17 protein-coding genes, 3 pseudogenes and 1 riboswitch are annotated in these 21232 nt (G+C 41.5%); of the genes and pseudogenes, 5 read left to right on the top strand and 15 right to left on the bottom strand.

The features are described 5' to 3' along the window. Positions 1 to 211 precede the first annotated feature (211 nt). Together ACOCD9_RS00620 and ACOCD9_RS00625 are read left to right on the top strand one after the other, a co-directional pair. Positions 212 to 580: a hypothetical protein gene (locus ACOCD9_RS00620; protein WP_002802888.1), complete on the top strand. Its 369-nt coding sequence runs from the start codon at positions 212 to 214 to the stop codon at positions 578 to 580. Further along, positions 577 to 1590: a YgfZ/GcvT domain-containing protein gene (locus tag ACOCD9_RS00625; protein WP_419546144.1), complete on the top strand. Its 1014-nt coding sequence runs from the start codon at positions 577 to 579 to the stop codon at positions 1588 to 1590. Before ACOCD9_RS00620 ends, ACOCD9_RS00625 begins: the two co-directional genes overlap by 4 nt. 399 nt (positions 1591 to 1989) lie before the next feature. Here ACOCD9_RS00625 and ACOCD9_RS00630 read toward each other — a convergent pair whose 3' ends face one another. The 9 genes and pseudogenes from ACOCD9_RS00630 to prfC all read right to left on the bottom strand — a co-directional run bounded on the left by ACOCD9_RS00630 (position 1990) and on the right by prfC (position 11078). Further along, positions 1990 to 3648, bottom strand: coding sequence for an NAD+ synthase (locus tag ACOCD9_RS00630; protein ID WP_419546145.1), 1659 nt, complete (start codon positions 3646 to 3648; stop codon positions 1990 to 1992). 12 nt (positions 3649 to 3660) lie between these two features. Next, the gene (locus tag ACOCD9_RS00635) at positions 3661 to 4389 is read right to left on the bottom strand and encodes an NUDIX hydrolase (protein WP_419546146.1); all 729 of its coding nucleotides are present in this window, start codon (positions 4387 to 4389) and stop codon (positions 3661 to 3663) included. Continuing rightward, positions 4386 to 4952, bottom strand: coding sequence for a nicotinate-nucleotide adenylyltransferase (locus tag ACOCD9_RS00640; protein WP_419546147.1), 567 nt, complete (start codon positions 4950 to 4952; stop codon positions 4386 to 4388). The genes ACOCD9_RS00635 and ACOCD9_RS00640 overlap by 4 nt, the downstream gene beginning before the upstream one ends. Positions 4953 to 5509: 557 nt before the next feature. Further along, a pseudogene (locus tag ACOCD9_RS00645) lies at positions 5510 to 5926 on the bottom strand (RNA-guided endonuclease InsQ/TnpB family protein); the annotation flags it as partial. 62 nt (positions 5927 to 5988) lie between these two features. Beyond that, positions 5989 to 6718: pseudogene (locus tag ACOCD9_RS00650) on the bottom strand (RNA-guided endonuclease InsQ/TnpB family protein); the annotation flags it as partial. Between the two features lie 219 nt (positions 6719 to 6937). Then, a pseudogene (locus ACOCD9_RS00655) lies at positions 6938 to 7147 on the bottom strand (VWA domain-containing protein); the annotation flags it as partial. A 246-nt stretch (positions 7148 to 7393) separates the two neighbouring features. After that, positions 7394 to 8425 (bottom strand): GntR family transcriptional regulator, encoded by a 1032-nt coding sequence (locus ACOCD9_RS00660; protein ID WP_287700271.1) that lies wholly within the window; start codon positions 8423 to 8425, stop codon positions 7394 to 7396. 196 nt (positions 8426 to 8621) lie between these two features. Beyond that, a complete protein-coding gene (locus ACOCD9_RS00665) occupies positions 8622 to 9332 on the bottom strand; it encodes a lysophospholipid acyltransferase family protein (protein ID WP_287700273.1) in 711 nt (236 codons plus the stop codon). Positions 9333 to 9443: 111 nt separating this feature from the next. Next, a complete protein-coding gene (gene prfC / locus ACOCD9_RS00670; protein ID WP_271931761.1) occupies positions 9444 to 11078 on the bottom strand; it encodes a peptide chain release factor 3 in 1635 nt (544 codons plus the stop codon). Between the two features lie 138 nt (positions 11079 to 11216). Here prfC and ACOCD9_RS00675 point away from each other — a divergent pair, with 138 nt between their 5' ends. Beyond that, positions 11217 to 11456: a type II toxin-antitoxin system HicB family antitoxin gene (locus ACOCD9_RS00675; RefSeq protein ID WP_287700277.1), complete on the top strand. Its 240-nt coding sequence runs from the start codon at positions 11217 to 11219 to the stop codon at positions 11454 to 11456. A 16-nt stretch (positions 11457 to 11472) separates the two neighbouring features. Here ACOCD9_RS00675 and ACOCD9_RS00680 read toward each other — a convergent pair whose 3' ends face one another. From ACOCD9_RS00680 to ACOCD9_RS00695, 4 genes are all read right to left on the bottom strand, one after another. Further along, on the bottom strand, positions 11473 to 12843 hold the full coding sequence (locus ACOCD9_RS00680; RefSeq protein WP_287700279.1) for a DNA cytosine methyltransferase: 1371 nt from the start codon (positions 12841 to 12843) through the stop codon (positions 11473 to 11475). Positions 12844 to 13081: 238 nt separating this feature from the next. Beyond that, the gene (locus ACOCD9_RS00685) at positions 13082 to 15097 is read right to left on the bottom strand and encodes an ABC transporter ATP-binding protein (RefSeq protein WP_287700281.1); all 2016 of its coding nucleotides are present in this window, start codon (positions 15095 to 15097) and stop codon (positions 13082 to 13084) included. A gap of 54 nt (positions 15098 to 15151) precedes the next feature. After that, a complete protein-coding gene (locus ACOCD9_RS00690; protein WP_287700283.1) occupies positions 15152 to 15760 on the bottom strand; it encodes a glycosyltransferase in 609 nt (202 codons plus the stop codon). A gap of 107 nt (positions 15761 to 15867) precedes the next feature. After that, a complete protein-coding gene (locus tag ACOCD9_RS00695) occupies positions 15868 to 17205 on the bottom strand; it encodes an ArsB/NhaD family transporter (RefSeq protein WP_287700285.1) in 1338 nt (445 codons plus the stop codon). 232 nt (positions 17206 to 17437) lie between these two features. After that, a riboswitch (cyclic di-AMP (ydaO/yuaA leader) is annotated at positions 17438 to 17602 on the bottom strand. Between the two features lie 154 nt (positions 17603 to 17756). Between ACOCD9_RS00695 and ACOCD9_RS00700 the strand changes: the two genes are divergently transcribed. Next, complete coding sequence (locus tag ACOCD9_RS00700) at positions 17757 to 18335, top strand: DUF3172 domain-containing protein (RefSeq protein ID WP_002733879.1); 579 nt, start codon at positions 17757 to 17759, stop codon at positions 18333 to 18335. A 30-nt stretch (positions 18336 to 18365) separates the two neighbouring features. On the opposite strand, the gene ACOCD9_RS00705 is transcribed toward ACOCD9_RS00700, so the two are convergent. Together ACOCD9_RS00705 and ACOCD9_RS00710 are read right to left on the bottom strand one after the other, a co-directional pair. Next, entirely contained in the window at positions 18366 to 18683 is a 318-nt protein-coding gene (locus ACOCD9_RS00705; protein ID WP_287744721.1) for a P-II family nitrogen regulator, read from the bottom strand. A gap of 73 nt (positions 18684 to 18756) precedes the next feature. Further along, a complete protein-coding gene (locus ACOCD9_RS00710) occupies positions 18757 to 19737 on the bottom strand; it encodes a sodium-dependent bicarbonate transport family permease (protein ID WP_287700286.1) in 981 nt (326 codons plus the stop codon). Between the two features lie 917 nt (positions 19738 to 20654). On the opposite strand from ACOCD9_RS00710, the gene rimI reads away from it, so the two are divergent. Beyond that, the gene (rimI, locus tag ACOCD9_RS00715) at positions 20655 to 21230 is read left to right on the top strand and encodes a ribosomal protein S18-alanine N-acetyltransferase (RefSeq protein ID WP_419546148.1); all 576 of its coding nucleotides are present in this window, start codon (positions 20655 to 20657) and stop codon (positions 21228 to 21230) included. The last annotated feature ends 2 nt before the right edge of the window (positions 21231 to 21232 follow it).

Genomic DNA, 21232 nt, shown 5'->3' on the forward strand with positions numbered 1-21232 from the left:
CGAAGGTTACATGATATCAGCCAGACTTGGAAACTATCTCATCAAATTAGTTCCCCCATAGAACCTCCTTGAGCCATCTTGCACACTTTTCTCTTTTTGTCAAATTTTATGTTAAGAAAGATGTGACTAATGGATAGCTTATCAAGGGGGGCAGGGGGGATATACCCACTTAATACTCAAATCTGATAACTGATAACTGATAACTGATAAGATGAATCCAAAATTTAAAGATATTACCGCTTGGGAACAGGCACAATTATTAATGCAGCCGGCATTTATTCGGGTGCTGGATAATCTGCGTAAACAGTTAGAAAATTCCCTCTGGAAAGGAACTTATACAGAAATTCAAGATCCCTATCCCAGTTATCTGCTCTGTTTGACTTATCTCGATCGCTCCGTTACTGTAAATATTTGGGAACTTTGTTTTCAAGTCTGTTTTCTCGATTATCCCACCGATGAAGGAGAGAGCGTCACCATCGATACCAGTCTCCTCGACCCCACCGGTGAACTAGATTGGCAGAGTTTGGAAACGAAAACCGAGCGCATTATTAAGCAATTATTCGCTAATTTACCTCCATGAAAGCAGATTTAGAAACGATCAAGGCACAGTATGCCGCTAATTTTCTGAAAAATTACAGCAATGATCCCCAAAGTTTAGCATCCCAAACAATTTTAATCGATCGCTCCGATTGGGGTTTATTAGAATTAAAAGGCCAGGATCGACTGCGTTTTCTCCACAATCAAACCAGTAATGCGATTGATCGCCTGAAACCGGGTCAGGGTTGTGAGACAATTTTCCTTAACTCTACCGGTCGTACCCTCGATTTTGTCACAGTTTACGCCGGCGATGATTCCCTCCTCATCGTCGTTTCTCCCCAACGTCGTCAATTTTTACTGGAATTGATCGATCGCTATATTTTCCCCTTCGATAAGGTGGAAATTAGCGACTTAACCGATAATTTTGGCATTGTCACCCTAATCGGTACTGAAAGCGGGCAATACCTGCAAAAAATCGCCATTCCAGAGCATATTTTAACGGGGGTGCAGCATAGTCATTATCTCCTTTCCGAACCCCCCCTGAGAGTGGCCGTCGGCACCGGCTTAGACCTACCCGGATATACTTTAATCGTTGCCGCCGCCGAAGCCGGTCCCCTCTGGGAAAATTTAATAAAAAATGGCGTTACTCCCGCCGATGAGCAGGTGTGGGAATACCTGAGAATCCATCAGGGCCGACCGGCAGTCGATCGAGAATTAACCGAAGATTATAACCCTTTAGAGGCCGGTTTATGGCGAGCGATTGTCTTTGATAAGGGTTGTTATATTGGTCAAGAAACTATCGCCCGTCTCAACACCTATAAAGGCGTAAAACAAAGACTTTGGGGTATAAAACTCAGCCAACCCGTCCCCAGCAATACCCCAATTATTTTAGAAGCGCAAAAAGTCGGTTTACTCACCAGTGTGCTGGAGGATTTTGGCTTGGGTTATGTGAAAACAAAAGCGGGAGGAGAGGGTTTAAAAGTACAAATCGGCGAGGCAACAGGAGAATTAATCCCTTTACCCTTCCTCTCTCACGAATACCCCTTTCAGTGAACAGTAATCAGTAAACAGTAAACAGTAATCAGTGAAAAGACAGTGGCAAACGGGTGCATCTCACATTTGCAGAAATACCGACAATCAGCAATTATCAGTGACTCTTAAATTAGTACAAAAATATGAACAATCGCGTGTAAGCATCCCACCGAAAAACTAATGCGCGGGGGGTTTGGGGGCGGCACTTCGACACGCTCAGTGACCGCGCCACGCCCCCAACGGGGGGTTTGGGGGGTTCTACCCCCCAAAAGCTTGGATTGAGTGATAAGATCGAAAGTAACGCCCAATTTTAAAAGAGAGTTTCCCCTTAAAAATCCCAACTTCGTAGATTTACAAAAACGAGATACACCCGTAGAAAACTGCTATTTAATACTGATAACTGATAACTGAAAAACCCCCCTAACCCCAGCGACTAGCGATGGGCATTCGCCAACCAGTGCCAAAAGCGCGATCGCTAATTTTTAGGACCGGGGGAGCTTGTTTGCGCTTAAATTCGGCATTTTTAACTAATTTAATTACTTTCTGCACAATTTCTGGCTCAAAACCGGCGGCGATAATTTGTTCGGCGGATTGATGGCGATCGATTAATAGTGCTAAAATAGCATCTAAAATCTCGTAGGGAGGTAAAGAATCTTGATCCTTCTGATTGGGTTTTAATTCAGCACTAGGAGCTTTATTAATCACATTGAGGGGAATAATTTCCCCGTGCCGATTTAACCAGCGACAGAGGGAATAAACCCTGGTTTTCGGCACATCAGCAATCACTGCTAAACCACCATTCATATCACCGTAAAGGGTGCAATATCCCACCGCCATTTCTGATTTATTGCCAGTGGATAATAGTAAATGCCCGAATTTATTAGAGAGAGCCATTAATAAATTACCGCGAATGCGTGACTGAAGATTTTCTTCGGCAATACCGAAATCAGTCCCAGCGAAAAGACCCTCTAAAAGTTGATCATAAGCGGTCATAATTTCTTGAATTGCTAACTTCTCACTTTTGATACCTAAATTATTAACTAAAGCCACTGCATCGCTAATGGAATGGTCGGAACTATAGGGAGAAGGCATCATCACAGCGAGAACATTTTCTTTACCTAATGCGTCGCTGGCAATAGCGGCAACTAAACTGGAATCAATGCCACCACTCAAGCCGAAAATTACCCGTTTAAAACCGCATTTCTGCACATAATCTCGCACTCCTAAGACTAAGGCTCGATAAATTTCCTCATCTTCATTGACAGGTAAAGGATGAATAACTGCGGGTAACAAATCCTGATTAAACTCGATCAATTCTAGGCTAGAAGTAAATGTCTGAGCGCGATAAATCACTTCTCCTTGTCGGTTAAAAGCCACGCTGTCACCATCAAAAATTAAATCATCATTACCTCCCACTTGATTGACATAAACTATAGGTAAATTATATCTAGTGGCACTATGGGATAATAAAGATTCTCGCAATTTTTGCTTACCGACACTGTAGGGAGAAGCGGAAAGATTAACGATTAAATCCACTCCCAAATTAGCTAAATCGGCGATGGGATTAACCGCGTATTGACGCTGACCCCAAAATTGTTCATCATTCCAAACATCTTCACAGATAGTTACACCGATTTTTACATTATTTTCTGTTAGTTGAAAATATTGACTTTCTTTCCCAGAAGCAAAGTAACGATCCTCATCAAAAACATCGTAGGTAGGCAATAAACGTTTAGTAAAAATTTGTTTAATTTCTTGACTTTTCAACAAAGCTATGCTATTAAATAGCGGCTTTTCTCCCCTGACCGTTGCCGAGGGATTTTTTTCGACAAAACCGACTAAGACGGCTAACTTTTCTGGTAATTGTTGGGACAATAATTGCAATTGTCGAGACATTTTCTCCACAAAACCCAGATTTAATAACAAGTCTCTGGGGGGATAACCACAGAGGGATAATTCCGGGGTTAAAAGTAATTCCGCTCCCTGATTAAATGCCGTTTGAGCAGCCTCTAAAATTCTTTGGGCATTTCCTTCGATATCTCCAACAATGGGATTTAATTGAGCGATAGCAATTCTCATATTTTTTCCTATTTAAACAAAAACTAACGGTTGCTCTTTAAAGGGAGCAAAAGCTTTTTCATCAAAGCGATATAAACTAGCAGGACGACCGGCACCACGAGAAACTTTTAAACCCATATCCTTGAGAAATCCTAATTTCAATAGCCGATTTCTAAAGTTAGAATAATCACTAAAATTTTTACCTAAAATTGTCTCATAAAATTGATAAAGATCATTTAAAGTAAATAATTCTGGTAAAACCTCAAAAGCGACGGGACTATATTCTACTTTATTGCGTAATCTTCGCCAGCCATATTCCAAAATTTGACCGTGATTAAAGGCTAAATCTGGCACTTTATCAATCATATACCAAGTGATATTATAATCCCGTTCAGTGATTAACTTTGCTTCTTCAAACCGCACTAAAGCGAAGTAACTCACCGATAGATAACGTTTCCTAAAACTCTCGGCCGCTGCTGGGGAATCTCCCTCTGGACTGCCAAAAGTATATAACTGTTCTAGATAGAGATTATTGACACTAATTTTCTCGGCTAAAATTCGATAGGCTGCCGTTTCCAGTGATTCCCCATTTCTAACTAAAGTCCCGGGTAAACTCCAGTAATTACTAAAAGGTTCTTCCCGTCGTTTAATCAGAAGCACCAGCAGCCGATTTAATTGGGTATCAACGGAAAAGATCACGTTATCAACTCCCACCTTAAAATCAGCTAGAGATTTATTATCTAGGGTATTTTGCGGTTTCATGCGTAAAGTTTTTCACCTTCGATATAATCTTTAATCGGTGCAGGAACAGCCTGTTTATCGCCTTTTTCTCGATAATCTGTTGAGGATACAGCCGGAGCAAATACATCGGCAATCAGACAATCACCCCCTAATGTTTGCAGTTGTTCAATATCATCTTGGTTAATAGGATAGCCTGGACGAGGAATCACGAGAATTTTGACTTTTTCTAGTAATTCTTGGCTACGATACCAGTGCTTAATTTGTCCGGCTAAATCGGAACCAATGACTAGGGTATATTCCTCCTGTTCTCCCCAAATTGTTTGCGCTTTTTCCACACTAATTAAGCTACGTCGATCGCTTAATTCTCGTCGCAGTTGTATATTATCCTTTGGGGGTTGAATATCCCGGATGAGCAAATTTAACATCCTCAGACGATGTTCGAGACTGGTTTGATGATTTTTAAAGGGATTATCGGCGGCCCAAACCGCAACAATATCGTACTGTTCCGATAACCATTTTAGTATGGCTTGATGACCGGCAGTAGGAGGATCGGCACTGGTTCCAAAAAGGGCAATTTTAAGCATAGAATTCAATTGCTTGCTCACTGAGGGATTAGTTTAACTCTGCTCAAGCTTGGCAAAAATTAACTTCTCCCCATTATAGTTGATTTTACCAAAATAGGGCAAGAGGATCAGTGATCTCCTGCAAAAGTAAGTTATCGAGCCGCTATCGGGTGAAAATATCTAAAACCCCGGATAAATTCGACATAATTTTAGGTTTTATGAATAGGATAGTTAGGGACTTGCGCTTTGATAATGTACCTTTTGGGCGAACGCAGTTCGCCCCTACATTGTGGACAAAATCCGTTACTGTAGGGGCGCAATGCTTGCGCCCTCCGATCGATCAGGTTTGCTGATCACCCTAAGTAGGGGGAGAGCCTTCGAGGTGTTAGGGACTTGCGCTTTGATAATGTGCCATCTGGCTGGTCTGGTTCTTCTACAGAGCGATTTTCTGGCTGGGATATTATTCCTACGCAAGTCCCTTATCTCTTATCTTTTGTCTGCTACTGAAGATTTTTGATTCTTGCAGGAGATATTATTTTTTTTGACACTCCCATCGCTAAAAGCGAGGGATTCTTGGTTCACTGAGTTTCCTTAATCTGGCAGGACGTATCCAGCCAAACCAGAGGGAATCTCTCCCCAAGCGTATTAGTTTCGGTGTGTCCCACCGTACTTAGTCCCTTTTTGAGAATGTTGATAGCGGCGTTAATGTCTCTATCTTCTACATAACCACAATGGGGACAAGTATGGGTTCTCGTAGATAGAGATTTAGGGACTTTTTGACCACAATTAGAACAATTTTGACTCGTGTTATGGGGGGCTACTGCTACCGTAGCCTTACCATATTTAAAACCAAAATATTCTAACCATTGTCGAAAAATAGACCAAGCCACATCATTAATAGATTTAGCAAGTTTAGAGTTTTTTACCATGGTTTGAATATTTAAGTTTTGGTTTGCGATGAAATGGTTAGTTTTATTTTAGCGCAATGGGTCTTTTTGGTGATTGGCTTTTGGTTGGGTGGTTTGTGTTTTTTGGTTTGTTGGTTTTGTGTTTGTTGGTTTTTGGTTGTTGTTTGTGTGTGGTTGTGGTTTTGTTTTGTTTTTTGTCTTGTTGGGTTTGTGTGGTTTTTTTGTTTTTTCTGCCTTGCGATAGTATTGCGGTATTTCTACCGTTTCCCCATCACTATTAGCGTAGAAAACTTTTAAACCTACATCCAATCCCACACATCTTTTTGTTGGTTCTAGGGGTTTTGCGTATTCCCGAATATCAACGCTTAGACAGAATTGGACATAGTAACCATCCGCTCGTTTAACAATTCTAACTCGTTTAATTTGGTCTATAGGATAAAAGTTTAGGTCTCTAGTTCCTTTTAGTTTAACCGTCCCAATGTTTTTCTTGTCTGTGAAAGTTATTTTCTTTCTATCCTCCGATAGTTTCCATCCGGAGTTTTTATATTCCACAGAACGATTATTTTTCTGGAATTTAGGATAACCTTTTTTTCCTTTAACCTTTTTCTTACAATTATCATAGAAACGGGCAATAGCTGACCAAGCTCGTTCGGCCGATGCTTGTCTGGCCGTAGAATTTAGAGTATCGACAAACTTGAACTGTTTGGCGAGAACTGCACAATATTTATTGAGAGAATATTTATCGATTGTGTCTTCTCTCTTGGCATCCATCCAAAGCCTTAAAGCCTTATTACGGATGAATTGTACTGTACGAATAGCTTCATCAATGGCAGAACATTGACTTGGTTTGACCACGGCTTTCATTTCTAAGACAATCATTGTTTATCGACCTCAAACAACTTATTTTATGTTAACCTGTATAGCACAAATTGTCAAGATTTTAGTGAACATTGAGCTTTTACATTGAGCCTTTACATTGAGCCTGTCGAAATGTGTCGAAATGTCGTGCTTCGTGTCACTGAGCTTGTCGAAGTGCTGTTTTATACTGGTCGGGGTTTCATCCCGTCGCTAAAAGCGAGGGTCTTCACCCCGACATTCAAGATAAACGGAATCGTTATTTTTTAAACTATCGCGAATAATTTGACCGAGGCGCGTGCGTCCTTCATCATTAAAGTTAACACTACCGGTAAGATCGATCGCTAGGATAACATCTCGTCCCTGCCAACGAGCCACCAAATCTAATCCCAGTTTTTGCCAATCGGTAAGCGGTTCACCGGGGGATACCGTTAAACATTCAGCACTTTTCATCTAACCTCGTCCGAGAGTGAAAAATTGAGCTTATCCCTATTCTTGCCCCATTGTACTAAAAAAGTTAATACTTCTTAAAAGTTTTTTTCGCTTTTATTCTCGATTTGCCCTAGGTCATTGTCAATAGTAACCATAGACTAAAATAAATTTTAAAGTTAAGCTGCCCGCGCATTTAAATTGCTTGTTGAGATAAGGCACTCTTGCAAGGGGGAGATTCAGAGGTTAAAATGTGTCCTAGCTTATCATCTAACCACCTAATCCTAATTCTCGTCTGAGCAATTGAATTGATTTATCCCCAATATAATTATCACTACAGATAATTTCTGGCAGACGAATTAAATCCGATCGCACTTCCTTAATCAGATTTTTAATTAAAGTATAACTCGCTTGATCACTGATAATTGTCTGGGAAGTTCGAGCTAAAACTCTTAACTTATCCGTTTCATGAATTTGGGCAGACATAACTAATAAATCATCGCCCCGTAAACTATGAATTAAAATTTCGGCCACCTTAATAATACCGGTGCTAATACTGACAATCCCCAAACGGCTATCGGTGGGTAATTTTTTGATTAATGCCAATTCCTTGCTGTAATCGTAGATATCGATGGGAATGACTCGCAGCTGAAAAGGAGCAGCAATTTCCTCCGCCACACTGATAAAATAGCGACTGGTGACAACAGTGGCAGATTTAGTATTGGCTAAAACTTGGGCTAAATCCTCCATTGCCACTAATTGGACGGGAATTTTGAGGGATTGCTCTAATTCTCTCAACATTAGTTCCCCTGCACCCAAATCGTGACGGGGAATGGTGACAAGAACTTGAGAACTACACTGCGATCGCCAATCGATTTCCGCCAGTAATAACTCGCGAATTTGCTCTAAAGTTAAACCTTGAGCGAGAAAACCAGCCAAACTCTGGCGAATTAGTCGGCCTATTTCTGGATTTTGTTCCAATAGGGGTGAACCCGATAAATTATCGTTTTCATGCCCGCGAGCCTTGACATAAATCCCCGAACCTGCTATCGATTCTACTAACCCATCGTCTTCCAGTTGTTGATAAATTTTACTTATCGTATTACGGTGTAATCCCGTGATCATAGCTAGTTGACGGGTGCTAGGTAAACGATGGCCCGGTGGATACTGACGAGAGGCGATAGCGAAGCGAATTTGGTCAAATAATTGCTTAGAGGCGGGTATTTCACTGTCGGGCTGGATTTGGAACTGCATCGGATCACTTCGCTCACAAACTACTTTCGCTGATGCCCATTCTATCATTAGACCCTCTGCTGTAATCGGACATCTTCCCTGATCTGATGGGTTTCCGAGGCAGTATTCAGGAGCTAGAAGCAGAAAAAAACAAGATATTATTTATTTAAACTAGAAAAGCTACTTTTTTACTTAAAAATAGTTAAAACAATCATTTTAATCCGTCCCTGAAATCCCACTTGTGCGGTAGATAGTCAACAGCTGATTAAGGTGATTGATCCTCGTGGAGAAGTTTTAAGCGATCGCTCAAGGTTTTGGTTAAGCGGACAGTTTCCCGTTTTAGCGAATTTTGTTGATAATCAAGCACATTAATCCCTTGACCGATGTTTACTGTCGCTTCGCTTCCCCATCCGGGGTAAGGCTGATTATAACTAATGCTTACCGGCAAAATCTTGATATCTGCATCGGGTTTCATAGTCTTAACTTCCAACGCGATCCGCGCTACCCCCGGTTTCAGGGGATGAACCACTCGATCACGAGAGATACCCCCTTCCGGAAAAATCGCCACCATTTCCCCCGCAGCTAAAAGTTCGACACTATGCACCAGACTACCCATACCGGGGTGATCGGTGTTGACGGGAAAACCCCCCAAACGTCGGATAAACCAACCTTGTACCCCTTTCATCTCGTTAGCGGAAACCATAAAGCGCAAATCCCGTCCACTAACTAAACGTCCCACCGCGTAGGGTAAAATCAGCGCATCCCAACGGGAACGATGGGTAGGTGCAAGGATGACCCCCCCCGTTAGGGGAATATTTTCCCGGCCTGTCACCGTTATTTTGCCGAAAAAAGCCGGTAAAACCAGATAATTTCCCAGAAAATAACAAAAGCGAATTAAACAGGGATTAATTCGGGAATTGACAGGAGGACTTTTTCTAATGGTGAGGGACTCGTCAACGATAGTGCTTTGAGACATCCGAGTGTTAGGAAAGATCGAGACTTTCTGACCACTTCCACTTTAGAGTAGTTGTCTGGGGGTCGCTATCTTATCCTGACCAGTTCGGTAATTGTCTTGGGGGATTAATGGTTAGGATTGCGGTTCTACTCCCGATCCTACCGGTGCGATCGAGTTTAATTGCAAAGAGGGATGATCTTCTTTGACTTGCTGTAAATTCCACTCATTTTTGAATAATAAGACGGGACGGCCCCAATAATCTTTGACGGTTAAAGTATTAAAGAGTTTACCTGCTTTTTCTAAAGCAGCCCAACCCCCGGCGACCCAACGGGCTAAACTATAGGCTAGGGGTTCGAGGGTAGTTTCGACTCCGTACTCGCTTAAAAGACGGAATTGCACCACTTCAAACTGTAATTGACCGACGGCGGCTAAAATCGGGTCGCGTTTAAATTCATCGATCGAGGATAATATCTGTACGGCCCCTTCTTCCTGTAATTCCGAGACTCCTTTTTGAAACTGTTTGAACTTGGAAGGGTTAGGATTTCTGAGATAGGCGAATAATTCCGGGGAAAAACAGGGAATACCTTCGTATTCGAGCTTTTTACCCATATAAATCGTATCACCGATCGCAAAGACCCCGGGGTTATTCAATCCGATCACATCTCCGGGATAAGCTTCTTCAATAACTGCGCGATCTTGAGCAAAAAGTTTCTGAGGACGGGATAAACGGATAGTTTTACCTGTTCTAGCGTGGTTTACTACCATATCCTTCTCGAATTTCCCCGTACATACCCGCACAAAGGCTACCCGGTCCCGATGTTTGGGATCCATGTTTGCTTGCAGTTTGAAGACAAAACCGGTGAAATCGGGATAGGTGGGATCAAGGACACCGAGGGAGGAATTGCGTCCTCTGGGTGGCAATCCATAGTCGAGGAAGGATTCTAGGAATAATTTCACCCCAAAATTGGTCATGGCGCTACCAAAAAAGATCGGGGTCATTTCTCCTGCGTGGACTGCTGGCAAATCCAATTCCGCACCCAATTCCGAGAGCAGTTCTATATCCTCTTTTAACTGGTAATACAGGTCTTTTTCGAGATAATCCTCAATTTTGGGGTCGCCAAGCTCGATCACGGTTTCCTGCGCCTCCTGAGAGCCGTGGGAGCGACGTTCAAACAGGTGTATGGTCTGGGTGGCTCGATCAAAAACTCCCCGAAAGCGATCGCCAATTCCGATCGGCCAATTGACGGGATAGGTCTGTAATCCTAATTCTCGCTCGATTTCGTCCAATAAATCCAGAGGTTCGCGGCCGGGGCGATCCATTTTGTTAACAAAGGTAAAGATGGGTAACTGCCGCAGTTTGCACACTTCAAAGAGTTTTCTCGTTTGGGGTTCCAAACCTTTGGCCGCGTCGATTAACATCACCGCATTATCGGCAGCGGCTAGGGTACGATAGGTATCTTCGCTAAAATCTTGGTGGCCGGGAGTATCGAGGAGATTAATCTGAAAATCACGATAATCGAACTGTAAAACCGTGGAAGTAATCGAAATTCCCCGTTGTTTTTCCATTTCCATCCAGTCGGAGGTGGCTTTGCGTTGGTCGCGTCTTGCTTTGACTGCACCCGCTTGATGGATTGCACCCCCGTATAGTAACAGTTTTTCGGTCAGGGTGGTCTTTCCCGCGTCAGGGTGGGAGATAATGGCAAAATTTCGCCGTTTTTCCAAGACAGCTTCGCCGGTTTCTAGTTCTTTTTCAATTTCGGTCGTCATTCTAATTTCGATCGCTTTCCTATCTTTCTATTCTAGTTTAGCTGGGGAGTTAATCCGCTCAAAAAATCGATCGCTCCGGGAAAAGTCATTAAAAAAAGTCTATGCTAGGATAATTTACAATCCACAACTGATAGTGTTATGAGTGATAATACCAAACAAATTTATAACTACACCGTTATTCTAGAAAAAGAATCAGACGGTGGTTATCACGCTTTTTGTCCTGTGCTTCAAGGTTGTCATTCTCAAGGAGACACTTTTGAAGAAACGATTGTCAATATTACAGAAGCTATGGAATTGTACCTCGAAAGTTTGATAGCTGATCATCAACCCATTCCCAAAGAAGATTTGATTTTTAAGCCTTTAAATATTTTAATATGAGTCAGTATCCCGCAGTCTAATAATCAGTCCGAATTATTTCTAGTAAATTTCTAGCCACTGCTTCCACTACAGTGATAGGAACAGCGTTTCCGAATTGTTTTTTAGCGATAGCCGGCTGTGGATGATAGATAAAATTATCGGGGAATCCTTGTAATTTACGCGCATCTTGGGGAGTAATTTCTCGAAACTTTTTGGGTTTATAGATTTTCTTTAAAAACAATTGTTTGTATTCTTGGGGATGAGTAGCGGTAATTGAAATAGTAGCAATATAATCTTTAGCACCCGTAGCGGTTAGGGTAGGAATAATATCGGCCGTCGGTAAAATAATCCGATAAATGCCGTTAATTCCCGTCATGTTTTTCGAGTTAATGAATTCATACTTACCCTCCTGCGTTTGCCAACAAATACCGAGAGAAACTAACTGATTTAGTTCCTCAATTTTTAGGTCGGGTATAATTTCCAAAAAAGTAGAAAAAGCCACGGGATGACCATCTTTTTCGCCATACTTTTTACTGCGTCTTAATTTCAGCAAAGCTAAACAGATACTTTGTTGTCGTTCCGTAGTTTTGATAATATCCCAAGAATGAATAGTTGTGTGGCCATTTCTTAAATCAGAAAAAATAAAGAAGTCATTTAATTCATCTTCTTTTTGAAAACGAGTTCTCGATGGAGGCACAAAACCATTAAATAAAGTATCTGCTGATAACTTAACTTTCTCGACGGGTTGAATATTTTTGATGTCTTCTAAAATATCTAAAACCTTCGGATGGATACCCAAAGGTAAGGGAAATTTAAACCGCTCATAGTTATCTATATTTTTTCTAATTCCTACGATAAAAACTCTCTCGCGATTCTGGGGTAAACCAAAATCGTAGGCATTTAATAACTGCCAGTAAACTTGATAACCACAGCTGGTTAATTCATCGATAATTAATTGTAAATTCTCCCGATTGCGAGGACTAGCCAAACCACTGACATTCTCGAAAATAAAGCTTTTGGGTTGACTTTTCTGGACTAATTTAATCACATCAAACCAGAGTTTTCCCCGGGGATCTTCAAATCCCCGTAAACATCCCGCTACCGACCAAGGTTGACAGGGAACGCCGCCGACAATAAGATCAAGATTATCGGGTAAATTGCTGATTTTACTCACATCTCCGAAAGCAATTTCATCGCTGTTGAGATAGCTAATAAAATTCTGTTGATAAACTTGGATGGCCTGTTTATCAATTTCTGAATAGCCTAAACAACGTCCTCCCAATTTCTCCAAAGCGATTCTAAACCCACCGATTCCCGCGAATAAATCGACAAAACGATACTGGGGATGGGTGATAACTAGATGTAGGGGTAATTGGGTTTGTGTGCTGACTTTAACTGTGGTTTTCAAGGGTAAATAATTCCTTTTCACCGTCTGGGAAGATGCCTATCTGTACTAACTATTTTAGTATAAATTAAGAGTTTTTTTCCAGAGACCTCTTGATATCTAAAAACTCAGATAAATTTGACATAATCTTAGATTTTATGCCTTAGGATAGTTGTCTCTTCTGTTTTTTCTCCTCCTGTCTCCTATCTCCTGTCTCCTGACTCCTCACTAACTACGACAATTTTTGATTTTTGCAGGAGATCTATCGAGTCGAGGAATACTCGTAGTCTTCGATAATGTGGAGAAGTCGCATAGCTGAACTACAGGATTCTTCTAAAATTTCCTGTTTCTCCTGAGAATCTTCGATTAAATCCTCAGATACTAGACGCAAAGAACCTAAAAGACTATTAAGACTGCTTCTCGCTTCGTAGGATAAATAAGCTTTTCTTTTTTGCTCATCTTCCCTATTCTTAGAGTCGGCCTCTTTGCTATCACTAAATTGCAGAGCGTGTAAACGGGCATAATGACCACCTTGAGCTAATAATTCCTCATGATTGCCGATTTCTGCCACTTTTCCCTTGTCCAGCACCACAATTTGATAGGCTTTTTGAACAGTGGAAAGACGGTGAGCGATCACAAGCGTAGTCCGCTCGCGACAGAGTTCATCGATCGCTTCCTGTACTAAACGCTCAGAAATTGTATCCAAAGCACTGGTAGCTTCATCAAGAATGAGAAGATCTGGATCTCGCAGTAAGGCACGAGCGATCGCTAATCTTTGTTTTTGTCCTCCCGAAAGTCTCACTCCCCGATCGCCAATTTCCGTATCCAGTCCTTCCGGCAGTTTGCAGATAAACTCGTAGGCATTCGCCCTTTTTGTCGCTGCTAAAATTTCTGCATCACTAACATCGTTTAATCCGTAGGCAATATTAAAACGGAGAGAATTATTAAAGAGAAAAGTGTCTTGACTGACTATTCCCATCGCTTTTCTCAAAGATTTGATCTCATAATCCCTTAAATCTTGACCATCAAAAAGAATTCTCCCAGCTGTAGGATCATAAAAGCGTGGTAATAAATCAGCAATTGTCGATTTTCCCGCCCCCGAAGCACCAACAAGAGCGATCATTTTTCCTTTTGGAATCCAAAGATCTATGCCCTTGAGAACTAATTCTTGATGGCCAGGATAGGAAAATTGGACGTTATCAAAATGAATACCCGTCTCTAATCTTTGATAGGGAATAGAGCCATTGCTCATAAATGGTTTATTCTCTCGAATGAGAAAATCTGCTACCACCTCCACTGCGGAAACATCACCCAATAGACTACCCCTAGCGCTGTTAATTTGACTAACTATCGGCAAGGCCCGGAAAAGCACATAGAGATAGGTTAATAAAATTGTCGCCAAGGCTTGGATTTGTTCATTAAAAAGATAACGACCAGCAATAATAATTAAAGCAATAATAATTACCCCACCGATCTCATTGAGCGGAGCGATTACAGCATTATTAGTCTGGGCATCTAAACCCGCTTTCTCCCGGGCTTCTATATCTTCCACAATAGATTCTAATTCGTATCTTTCATTTCCTACTGCTTTAATTAGACGAATTCCCGTTAATAGTTCCAACAGTTTATTAGTTTGCTGTTTAGCCGTTACGGTGATAATCTCTCCAAACTTTTTCGATCTCTTGACAAAGTATTGATTAAGCAGACCTAAAAAGCCACCCAAAACACTAGAAAGAATAGTTAATTGCCAAGAAATTGATAATAAAATAGCCAAGTACATAAAAGCTGTGGCGATAACCTTAATCAGGTTTATGTAATTTCTTATTGATGCTACAGCCCGATTAATCTCGGACATGAAACGATTAAAAATATCTCCTATTTTACTTTTTACATAATAATCTATATCCACTTCTAGCAGCAGAATAACTGAATCAATTCGCATATCTTTGGCCATAATCAAAGACAAGTAAGTGCCTAGCCAATTACTGACAAAACTGGTAATGTGCTTGAGAATTAAAATTAATAATATCGCCGCAAACATCCAGAAAAAACGAGTATCGACCGAGAAAATCTCAAAAACTGAGAGCAGCTTTTTGATAATTTGGGGGGCATTTTTTAAGAGATCATTTTCGGGATTAATAAAAGAAATTAGCAAAGGGATAACTAAAACAGTTCCTACCCCATTAAATATGGTACTGGCAAACCCGATAACAATGCTGGAAACCACTAATATCCAGTGTTTAAGCGTATATTTAAGGAGGATTTGATTAGGATTCATCGCTCTAAGTAATAAAGTAAACAGTGAACGGTCAATTATCCTACTCGCTACAATCTAATATTTTCCTTCCAAAGGAATAATTAGGCGAGAGATAGTTGTCGCCCTGGCGGTGGTACTATAGGAGGCAATACAGCGCTCTCTCGCTTTTAATCCTCGTGCATTGGCCGAGTCGAGATGATTAAAAACTTCGCTAATCATAGCAGCTAGTTGCTCTGGTGATCTAGGTTTGACTAAATAGCCAATATCAGCTAAAATTTCGGGAATATCTGCCACTTTAGTGGAAATAATCGGTTTAGCCATCGCCATAGCATCGGTGAGTTTAATCGGAAATTGGGCCTTAGCCGTGGCTTCATCCCTCTGAGCAACGATAATAGCATGGGCAGCGGCGATAACTTCTGTCATTCGCTTGATCGGTTGAGCAGGTAAATGAATTAACCAAGGTTGACCTTTTTCTAGCAAACTATCCAGATAACCATCCCCGATTTGGCGACCTCCCACCACCACCAATTTAAAATCAGGATCAGCAATTTGATCTAAAGCGATTAAGACATCTTCTAAACCTTTGTGGGGTCTAGCTGTACCCGGGAACATTAAGACTTTATAGACTCTTGTGCCACCACCACCGGATAAATCTGGTGCTAAAACAGAGATTTTTTTGTTCACGATCGCCGATCAATCCAGATTATCTAGCACGATAGGGGAATGTTAATCAATGTTAACGTTTTTGTCAATCTTAGGCGAACTTAACATTAATGCCCCCCAGAGATAGACTAGACAAAGAAAACTAACATATACATTGCCGAGACGACTAACTGAGTAAACATCACCGGTAAACCGTAGCGCAGAAAGGTATGAAAAGTAATTTTGCCCCCGTGTTGTTCGGCGATGCCGGCGGCGACAATATTAGAAGAAGCCCCCACTAAAGTACCATTACCCCCTAGGGTAGCTCCATACATCATCGCATAGAAAAGCGGTAAAACGGACGGGGGAAAAGAACCAGCATAATCGGGAGAAAGAACCTCCGTCCCGACTAAATTAACATTAACAAGGTACTGTTTCAGTAGTGGAACCATGGCCACCACTAGGGGAATATTCGGAACGACACTGGAAATAAAACCGACAAAAAACAGCAAGACTAGAGAACCTAAAAAGATATTTTGTCCTAAAATTATCGCCAGAAGTCCCGATACACTATTAACCACCCCAGTTTTTTCTAAGCCACCAATTAGGACAAAAATTGACATAAAAAATAATAGGGTACTCCAGTCCACATCCCGGAGAATATTATGCACCGTATCGATTTTCGATTGCTGGGCTAAAAGTAGGGCTAAAGTGGCCCCCATCAAAGCAACGGCCGCCGGAGAAATGGGTACGGGAAAAGATTCACCAACGACGAATAAAAATAAGACCAAAAAGACGATAATTCCCCCCACCGCCAAGACGCGAGGATGATTAATCTTCGGATGGGGTAAGTCTTCTAAATGCTCGAATTTTGTCCGCCAGATTTTGGGGAATAACCAAGGTAACATAACCAGAATGGTAATCACTGCCAAGGCACCACCTAAACTCAACCGTTGTAGGTATTCCATGAAGGTGATATTAATAGAATCACCGACGATATAAGTAGCGGGATCACCAACAATAGTTAATAACCCGGAACTGTTGGCCACGAAAACCATCAGGATTAAGAGCGGCACAAAATCCACGCCTATATCTTGAGCTAAGGGCGGAATCAGCGGGGCTAATAACATCACCGTGGTAGCGTTGGGCAATACCGCACAGATTGGGGTAGTAATGGCGACAATCCCTATTAGTAATAATTTGCCCTGTCCCTTGGCTAAAAGCACCATTTGTGCTGCTAAATAATCAAAAATTTTCGTTGGTTCAAAGGCTCTCACTAACACCATCACCCCAAAAAATAGGGCGAGAGTGGCATAACTACGACTGATATAACCCACCGCCTCCTGGAGAGTCATGATATGGGTAAAAACTAAGATTAAAGCTCCTAGTAAAGCCGCTACGGTAATATGAAGCCACTCGAACATAATAACCACAATGACTGCAATAAAAGTCATCGCAGCAATCCACATTGGTAAAGATTCCAGCATTTTTGATCCTGTTTTTACTCTCGGTTTCTCAATAGGACTAAAAGTTTGCTCGAAAAATGTACAGCAAACCCATAGAAAATATGGTTATCTACAGAAAATCTTAAAATTGTTGTGATCGGTAAGCTGACATGAGAATCCCCATAAACAATGTCTCCTTTGAGTTATGACTATCAAGTAGTACCAGCGACATAACTGAACCGATCAAGACATTACTAGGAATGTAGTGATGCTTCAGTCTTCCCCCCCACGCCGACGAAGTTAGCTGACGGGCTAGGATAGAGAGATATCCTTTTCTAGGCTAAAAAATCTAGAAATACGCCCCCAAATGTGGTTCCTCCGCTCCGAATTTGTCTAGCTAATATCTAGCATAGAAACTTGGATTAGGCTGACTTACTCTGTTTAGTGATCCACCATAGCATACTAACCCAAAAAAAACTATATAGCCCTATACTAAACCTATCCTGTCGGTTATCCCCTGGGTTGCTAGGATAGAACAATGATAAGCTAATAGCTAACGACTGACCGCCATAGCAGCCACATCAGCAATTTCTATGAATAGAAGACCTCGTTATACTCCTCCCCGATCGCGTGATCGTGATTATGACCGCTCCTATGGCGATGACTCCCGCGCTTCGTCCCCCGGAGGCCTATTGGCAAAATTGAACTATGCCATGATCGCCCTGATTGGTGGTATTTTTGTACTAGGAGTGGGTCTCGGTCTGGTATTCAGTTCTACCGCTAATTTTAGCCCCGAAAACGTCGCTTCCCGGGAAGTAATTGATCGCAGCGCCCCCAATGCGGAATTATGCGTGCAATTTGGGGCCAGTGCCATTGTCACCGATTTGCGGGTTTATGTCACTCTTAACCCCTTTAATGTTTTTGTTACCCAACCAGTCATGCAACCCGGTTGCGTTTTGCGACGCAATAACTGGTCAATTTTAGAACAACAAAAATTAGTCGATGGACAGCAGGTACAAAGTTGTAAAAACCGGATGAATACCTTTGGTTATACCGGACCCTTGGAAGGCAAACCGAAAATCGATTGTATCTTCCAAAATGAAGCCGGGGGCAATCTTTTTGTTAATCCCGCCGGTGCTGTTGGTCCCAGACCAGATACAGATAAATTCTAAACTAGAAAATATCTTTCTCCTGACTGAGGTCTAATGAGTTAGCCATTGGGCCGTAGTTACCAGAAAAATTCCGCCGGCTTTTTTTAAAAAAGGCTGGATTTTATCGATCAGACGACCAAGCTGTTCGTCACTATTACAAACCGTCATAATGTAGCTACTACTATAATCACAATCCAAGTCATCACAGGATAAACCTCGATCGCCTTTTCCCGAAGTACTGCCAAAGACGGTATAACCAGAAACTCCGACAACATCAAGAACGCTTAAGGTTTCTTCCAGAAAAGCATGACTAACAATTATCTCCACTTTTTTGACAGTTTGTAGGGAAGGATGCGGGGATTCAAGCATGGTAGTTAAGTAAAAAAGGGACAAGTGAAAGAGAAAAATTTGGACAGGAATTATTTAAAAACCGCCGGGACTTTTAGACTCCGCAGCCAATGATTTTGATCATCTCTAGGTACAGAGGAATACCGATGATGATATTGAAGGGAAAAGTTAAAGCCAAGGCCATAGAAACGTATAAACTAGGATTAGCTTCAGGAACAGTCATTCTCATGGCCGCAGGAACAGCAATATAAGAGGCACTGGCACACAAAACAGCGAATAATAAAGCATTGCCCTGTTCAAATCCGAGAACCTTTGCGATGAGAATCCCCACCATAGCATTGATAACGGGAATGAACACCGAGAAACCGATGAGAAAAGAACCAGTTTTGCCTAATTCTCGGATTCTTTTCGCCGCCACTAATCCCATATCCAGGAGAAAGAAAGTTAACGCACCATAAAAAATCTCTTGAGTGAAAGGTTCTAATTTTTCCCAACCTTTTTCCCCCGTGAGCATACCAATAATAACACTACCGACTAAGAGAAATACCGAGCCATTTAAAAAGGCTTCATGTAGAACCTTTGACCAAGAAAACGCCTCTTCTTCGCCATTTTTCTCTTTAAAGACTCGCACCAGGATTAAACCCACTACAATTGCCGGCGATTCCATTAAAGCTAAGGCCGCTACCATGTGACCGCCATAGGAAATATGCAGTTTTTCTAAAAAAGAACTGGCGGTGATGAAAGTAACGGCACTAATGGAACCATAGGCAGCTGCGATCGCCGCTGCATTGGCAGTATCGAGTTTAATTTTCAGGATAAAGAAAGTGTAAATGGGAACGATACAAGCCATAACCACAGAGGCAATCAAAGTTAAAGCGATTTGGTTATTGATGCCACTTTCCGCTAGTTCATAACCTCCCTTGAAACCAATCGCCATCAACAGATAGAGAGAAAAGAGTTTAGGCAGTGGTTGGGGAATCTCTAGGTCGGATTTAAAAAATACTGCCAGCATTCCTAAGAAAAAGAACAAAACCGGCGGATTGAGAATATTGAACAGGATTAAGCTGCCATCCATAGGTTTGCGTACATTGAGTTATTCCAATCTATACTATTCAATTTTGAGAATACTGGCAAAATGTTAAGAACCAGATTAAAACGCTTAACGATGGCCGCCCAAAAAATGCCGTCAGCTTTTCTCCCCTCTCCCTTTTCCCTTTTCCCCCTCTACAATAGGGCTTTTGTAAAAACCAAAAATTGTTGCTAGGGTTAGGAGTCAGGAGTCAGTAGTCAGGAGAATTAAGAATGAATAATAATCAGTTAAATAGTCTATTTACACACTTTATGCCATTTTATCCTTATTTTTACCGTTTTTGAATCCTGAAAAACTAATTATGCAAGAGGTTTAATAATTACTCGCAGCCAGAAATAAGTTGGTTCTTATCATACTTTGTGCTTTTTGTCAAAAAAACTTTTCTTTTGCAATAAAACTACATAAAAAAAAGATCATCGTTGTGGGTGAAATTGACTCATTTACCCGCCTTAATTAGGATCACCTTCTAGGTGTGGCAAGGGTTTCAACCCTTGCTGGACAAAAAAGCACAAAACAACGCATTATGAAATTCAGTAAAATCGCTGTAACCATTATAACATCGTTGTTAAATAAAAATCTTTCTCAATTAATTTTTAAGAATTTATAAATATTGCGGAATGTTAATTTAAATATTTTCAAGTTTTTCCAGTCAATAAATAACTTTTGCTTATCTTTGTCGGAAAATAGGACTCCTGCAAAAATCCCACATCTACCATTGGATTCAGGAGACAGGATTCAGGAGACAGGAGACAGGTTTTAGGTGTTGGGGTTTTGGGGTTTTGGGGTTTTAGTTGAATTTCCCCACTTCCCCACTTCCCCACTTCCCCAATTCATAATTCATAATTCATAATTCCCACTCCCCCCACACCCCACACCCCACACCCTGCTCCCTTCCCCGATCAATGCCAAAAATACAGCTTAAAACCCCAAAATCAGAGCATCTTGCCGCCATGGTGTCCCTCGATCGCAGCAGTCTCGGCGGTATTTGGACCCTATCTGGTTATGAACGGGAATTAAACAGCCCCAACAGTGAATTATTAATTCTTACCCCGGACCAGGAGGAGGAAACCCTGATCGGATTGGCTTGTTTTTGGGCAATTCTCGAAGAAGCGCATATTACCCTCCTGGCAATTTATCCCGACTATCAAAGACAAGGATTAGGAAAACTGCTTCTCTACAAACTGCTTGAAAAGGCTGTACAAAGACAACTGGAAAGGGCTACGCTAGAGGTAAGGGTATCGAACCAGTCAGCGATCGCACTCTACGAGCATTTTGGCTTCCGCATCGCTGGAGAGCGCAAAAATTATTATCCGCAAACTGGCGAATCAGCCCTAATTTTCTGGCGCAACGATCTACAAACGGCCGCTTTTCAGGAACAATTAAGCAAGTGGCGACAAGAAATCCTCTTAAGACTGGCGCAGGGAGAGTGGCAATTAGAGGAAGAAACCAGAGCCAAAATAGATACCATGGGGATGTAATG

The sequence above is a fragment of the Microcystis sp. genome, from assembly GCF_048564745.1.
Classification (GTDB): Bacteria; Cyanobacteriota; Cyanobacteriia; order Cyanobacteriales; family Microcystaceae; genus Microcystis; species Microcystis ichthyoblabe_A.

Bases quoted from the DNA above. Each gene is read 5' to 3' on its own strand.
- ACOCD9_RS00695 (WP_287700285.1), bottom strand. From the start codon at position 17,205: ATGCTGGAATCTTTACCAATGTGGATTGCTGCGATGACTTTTATTGCA.
- ACOCD9_RS00660 (WP_287700271.1), bottom strand. From the start codon at position 8,425: ATGATAGAATGGGCATCAGCGAAAGTAGTTTGTGAGCGAAGTGATCCG.
- ACOCD9_RS00710 (WP_287700286.1), bottom strand. From the start codon at position 19,737: ATGGATGGCAGCTTAATCCTGTTCAATATTCTCAATCCGCCGGTTTTG.
- ACOCD9_RS00675 (WP_287700277.1), top strand. From the start codon at position 11,217: ATGAGTGATAATACCAAACAAATTTATAACTACACCGTTATTCTAGAA.
- rimI (WP_419546148.1), top strand. From the start codon at position 20,655: ATGCCAAAAATACAGCTTAAAACCCCAAAATCAGAGCATCTTGCCGCC.
- ACOCD9_RS00620 (WP_002802888.1), top strand. From the start codon at position 212: ATGAATCCAAAATTTAAAGATATTACCGCTTGGGAACAGGCACAATTA.
- ACOCD9_RS00665 (WP_287700273.1), bottom strand. From the start codon at position 9,332: ATGTCTCAAAGCACTATCGTTGACGAGTCCCTCACCATTAGAAAAAGT.
- ACOCD9_RS00705 (WP_287744721.1), bottom strand. From the start codon at position 18,683: ATGCTTGAATCCCCGCATCCTTCCCTACAAACTGTCAAAAAAGTGGAG.
- prfC (WP_271931761.1), bottom strand. From the start codon at position 11,078: ATGACGACCGAAATTGAAAAAGAACTAGAAACCGGCGAAGCTGTCTTG.
- ACOCD9_RS00625 (WP_419546144.1), top strand. From the start codon at position 577: ATGAAAGCAGATTTAGAAACGATCAAGGCACAGTATGCCGCTAATTTT.
- ACOCD9_RS00685 (WP_287700281.1), bottom strand. From the start codon at position 15,097: ATGAATCCTAATCAAATCCTCCTTAAATATACGCTTAAACACTGGATA.
- ACOCD9_RS00700 (WP_002733879.1), top strand. From the start codon at position 17,757: ATGAATAGAAGACCTCGTTATACTCCTCCCCGATCGCGTGATCGTGAT.
- ACOCD9_RS00635 (WP_419546146.1), bottom strand. From the start codon at position 4,389: ATGAAACCGCAAAATACCCTAGATAATAAATCTCTAGCTGATTTTAAG.
- ACOCD9_RS00640 (WP_419546147.1), bottom strand. From the start codon at position 4,952: ATGCTTAAAATTGCCCTTTTTGGAACCAGTGCCGATCCTCCTACTGCC.
- ACOCD9_RS00630 (WP_419546145.1), bottom strand. From the start codon at position 3,648: ATGAGAATTGCTATCGCTCAATTAAATCCCATTGTTGGAGATATCGAA.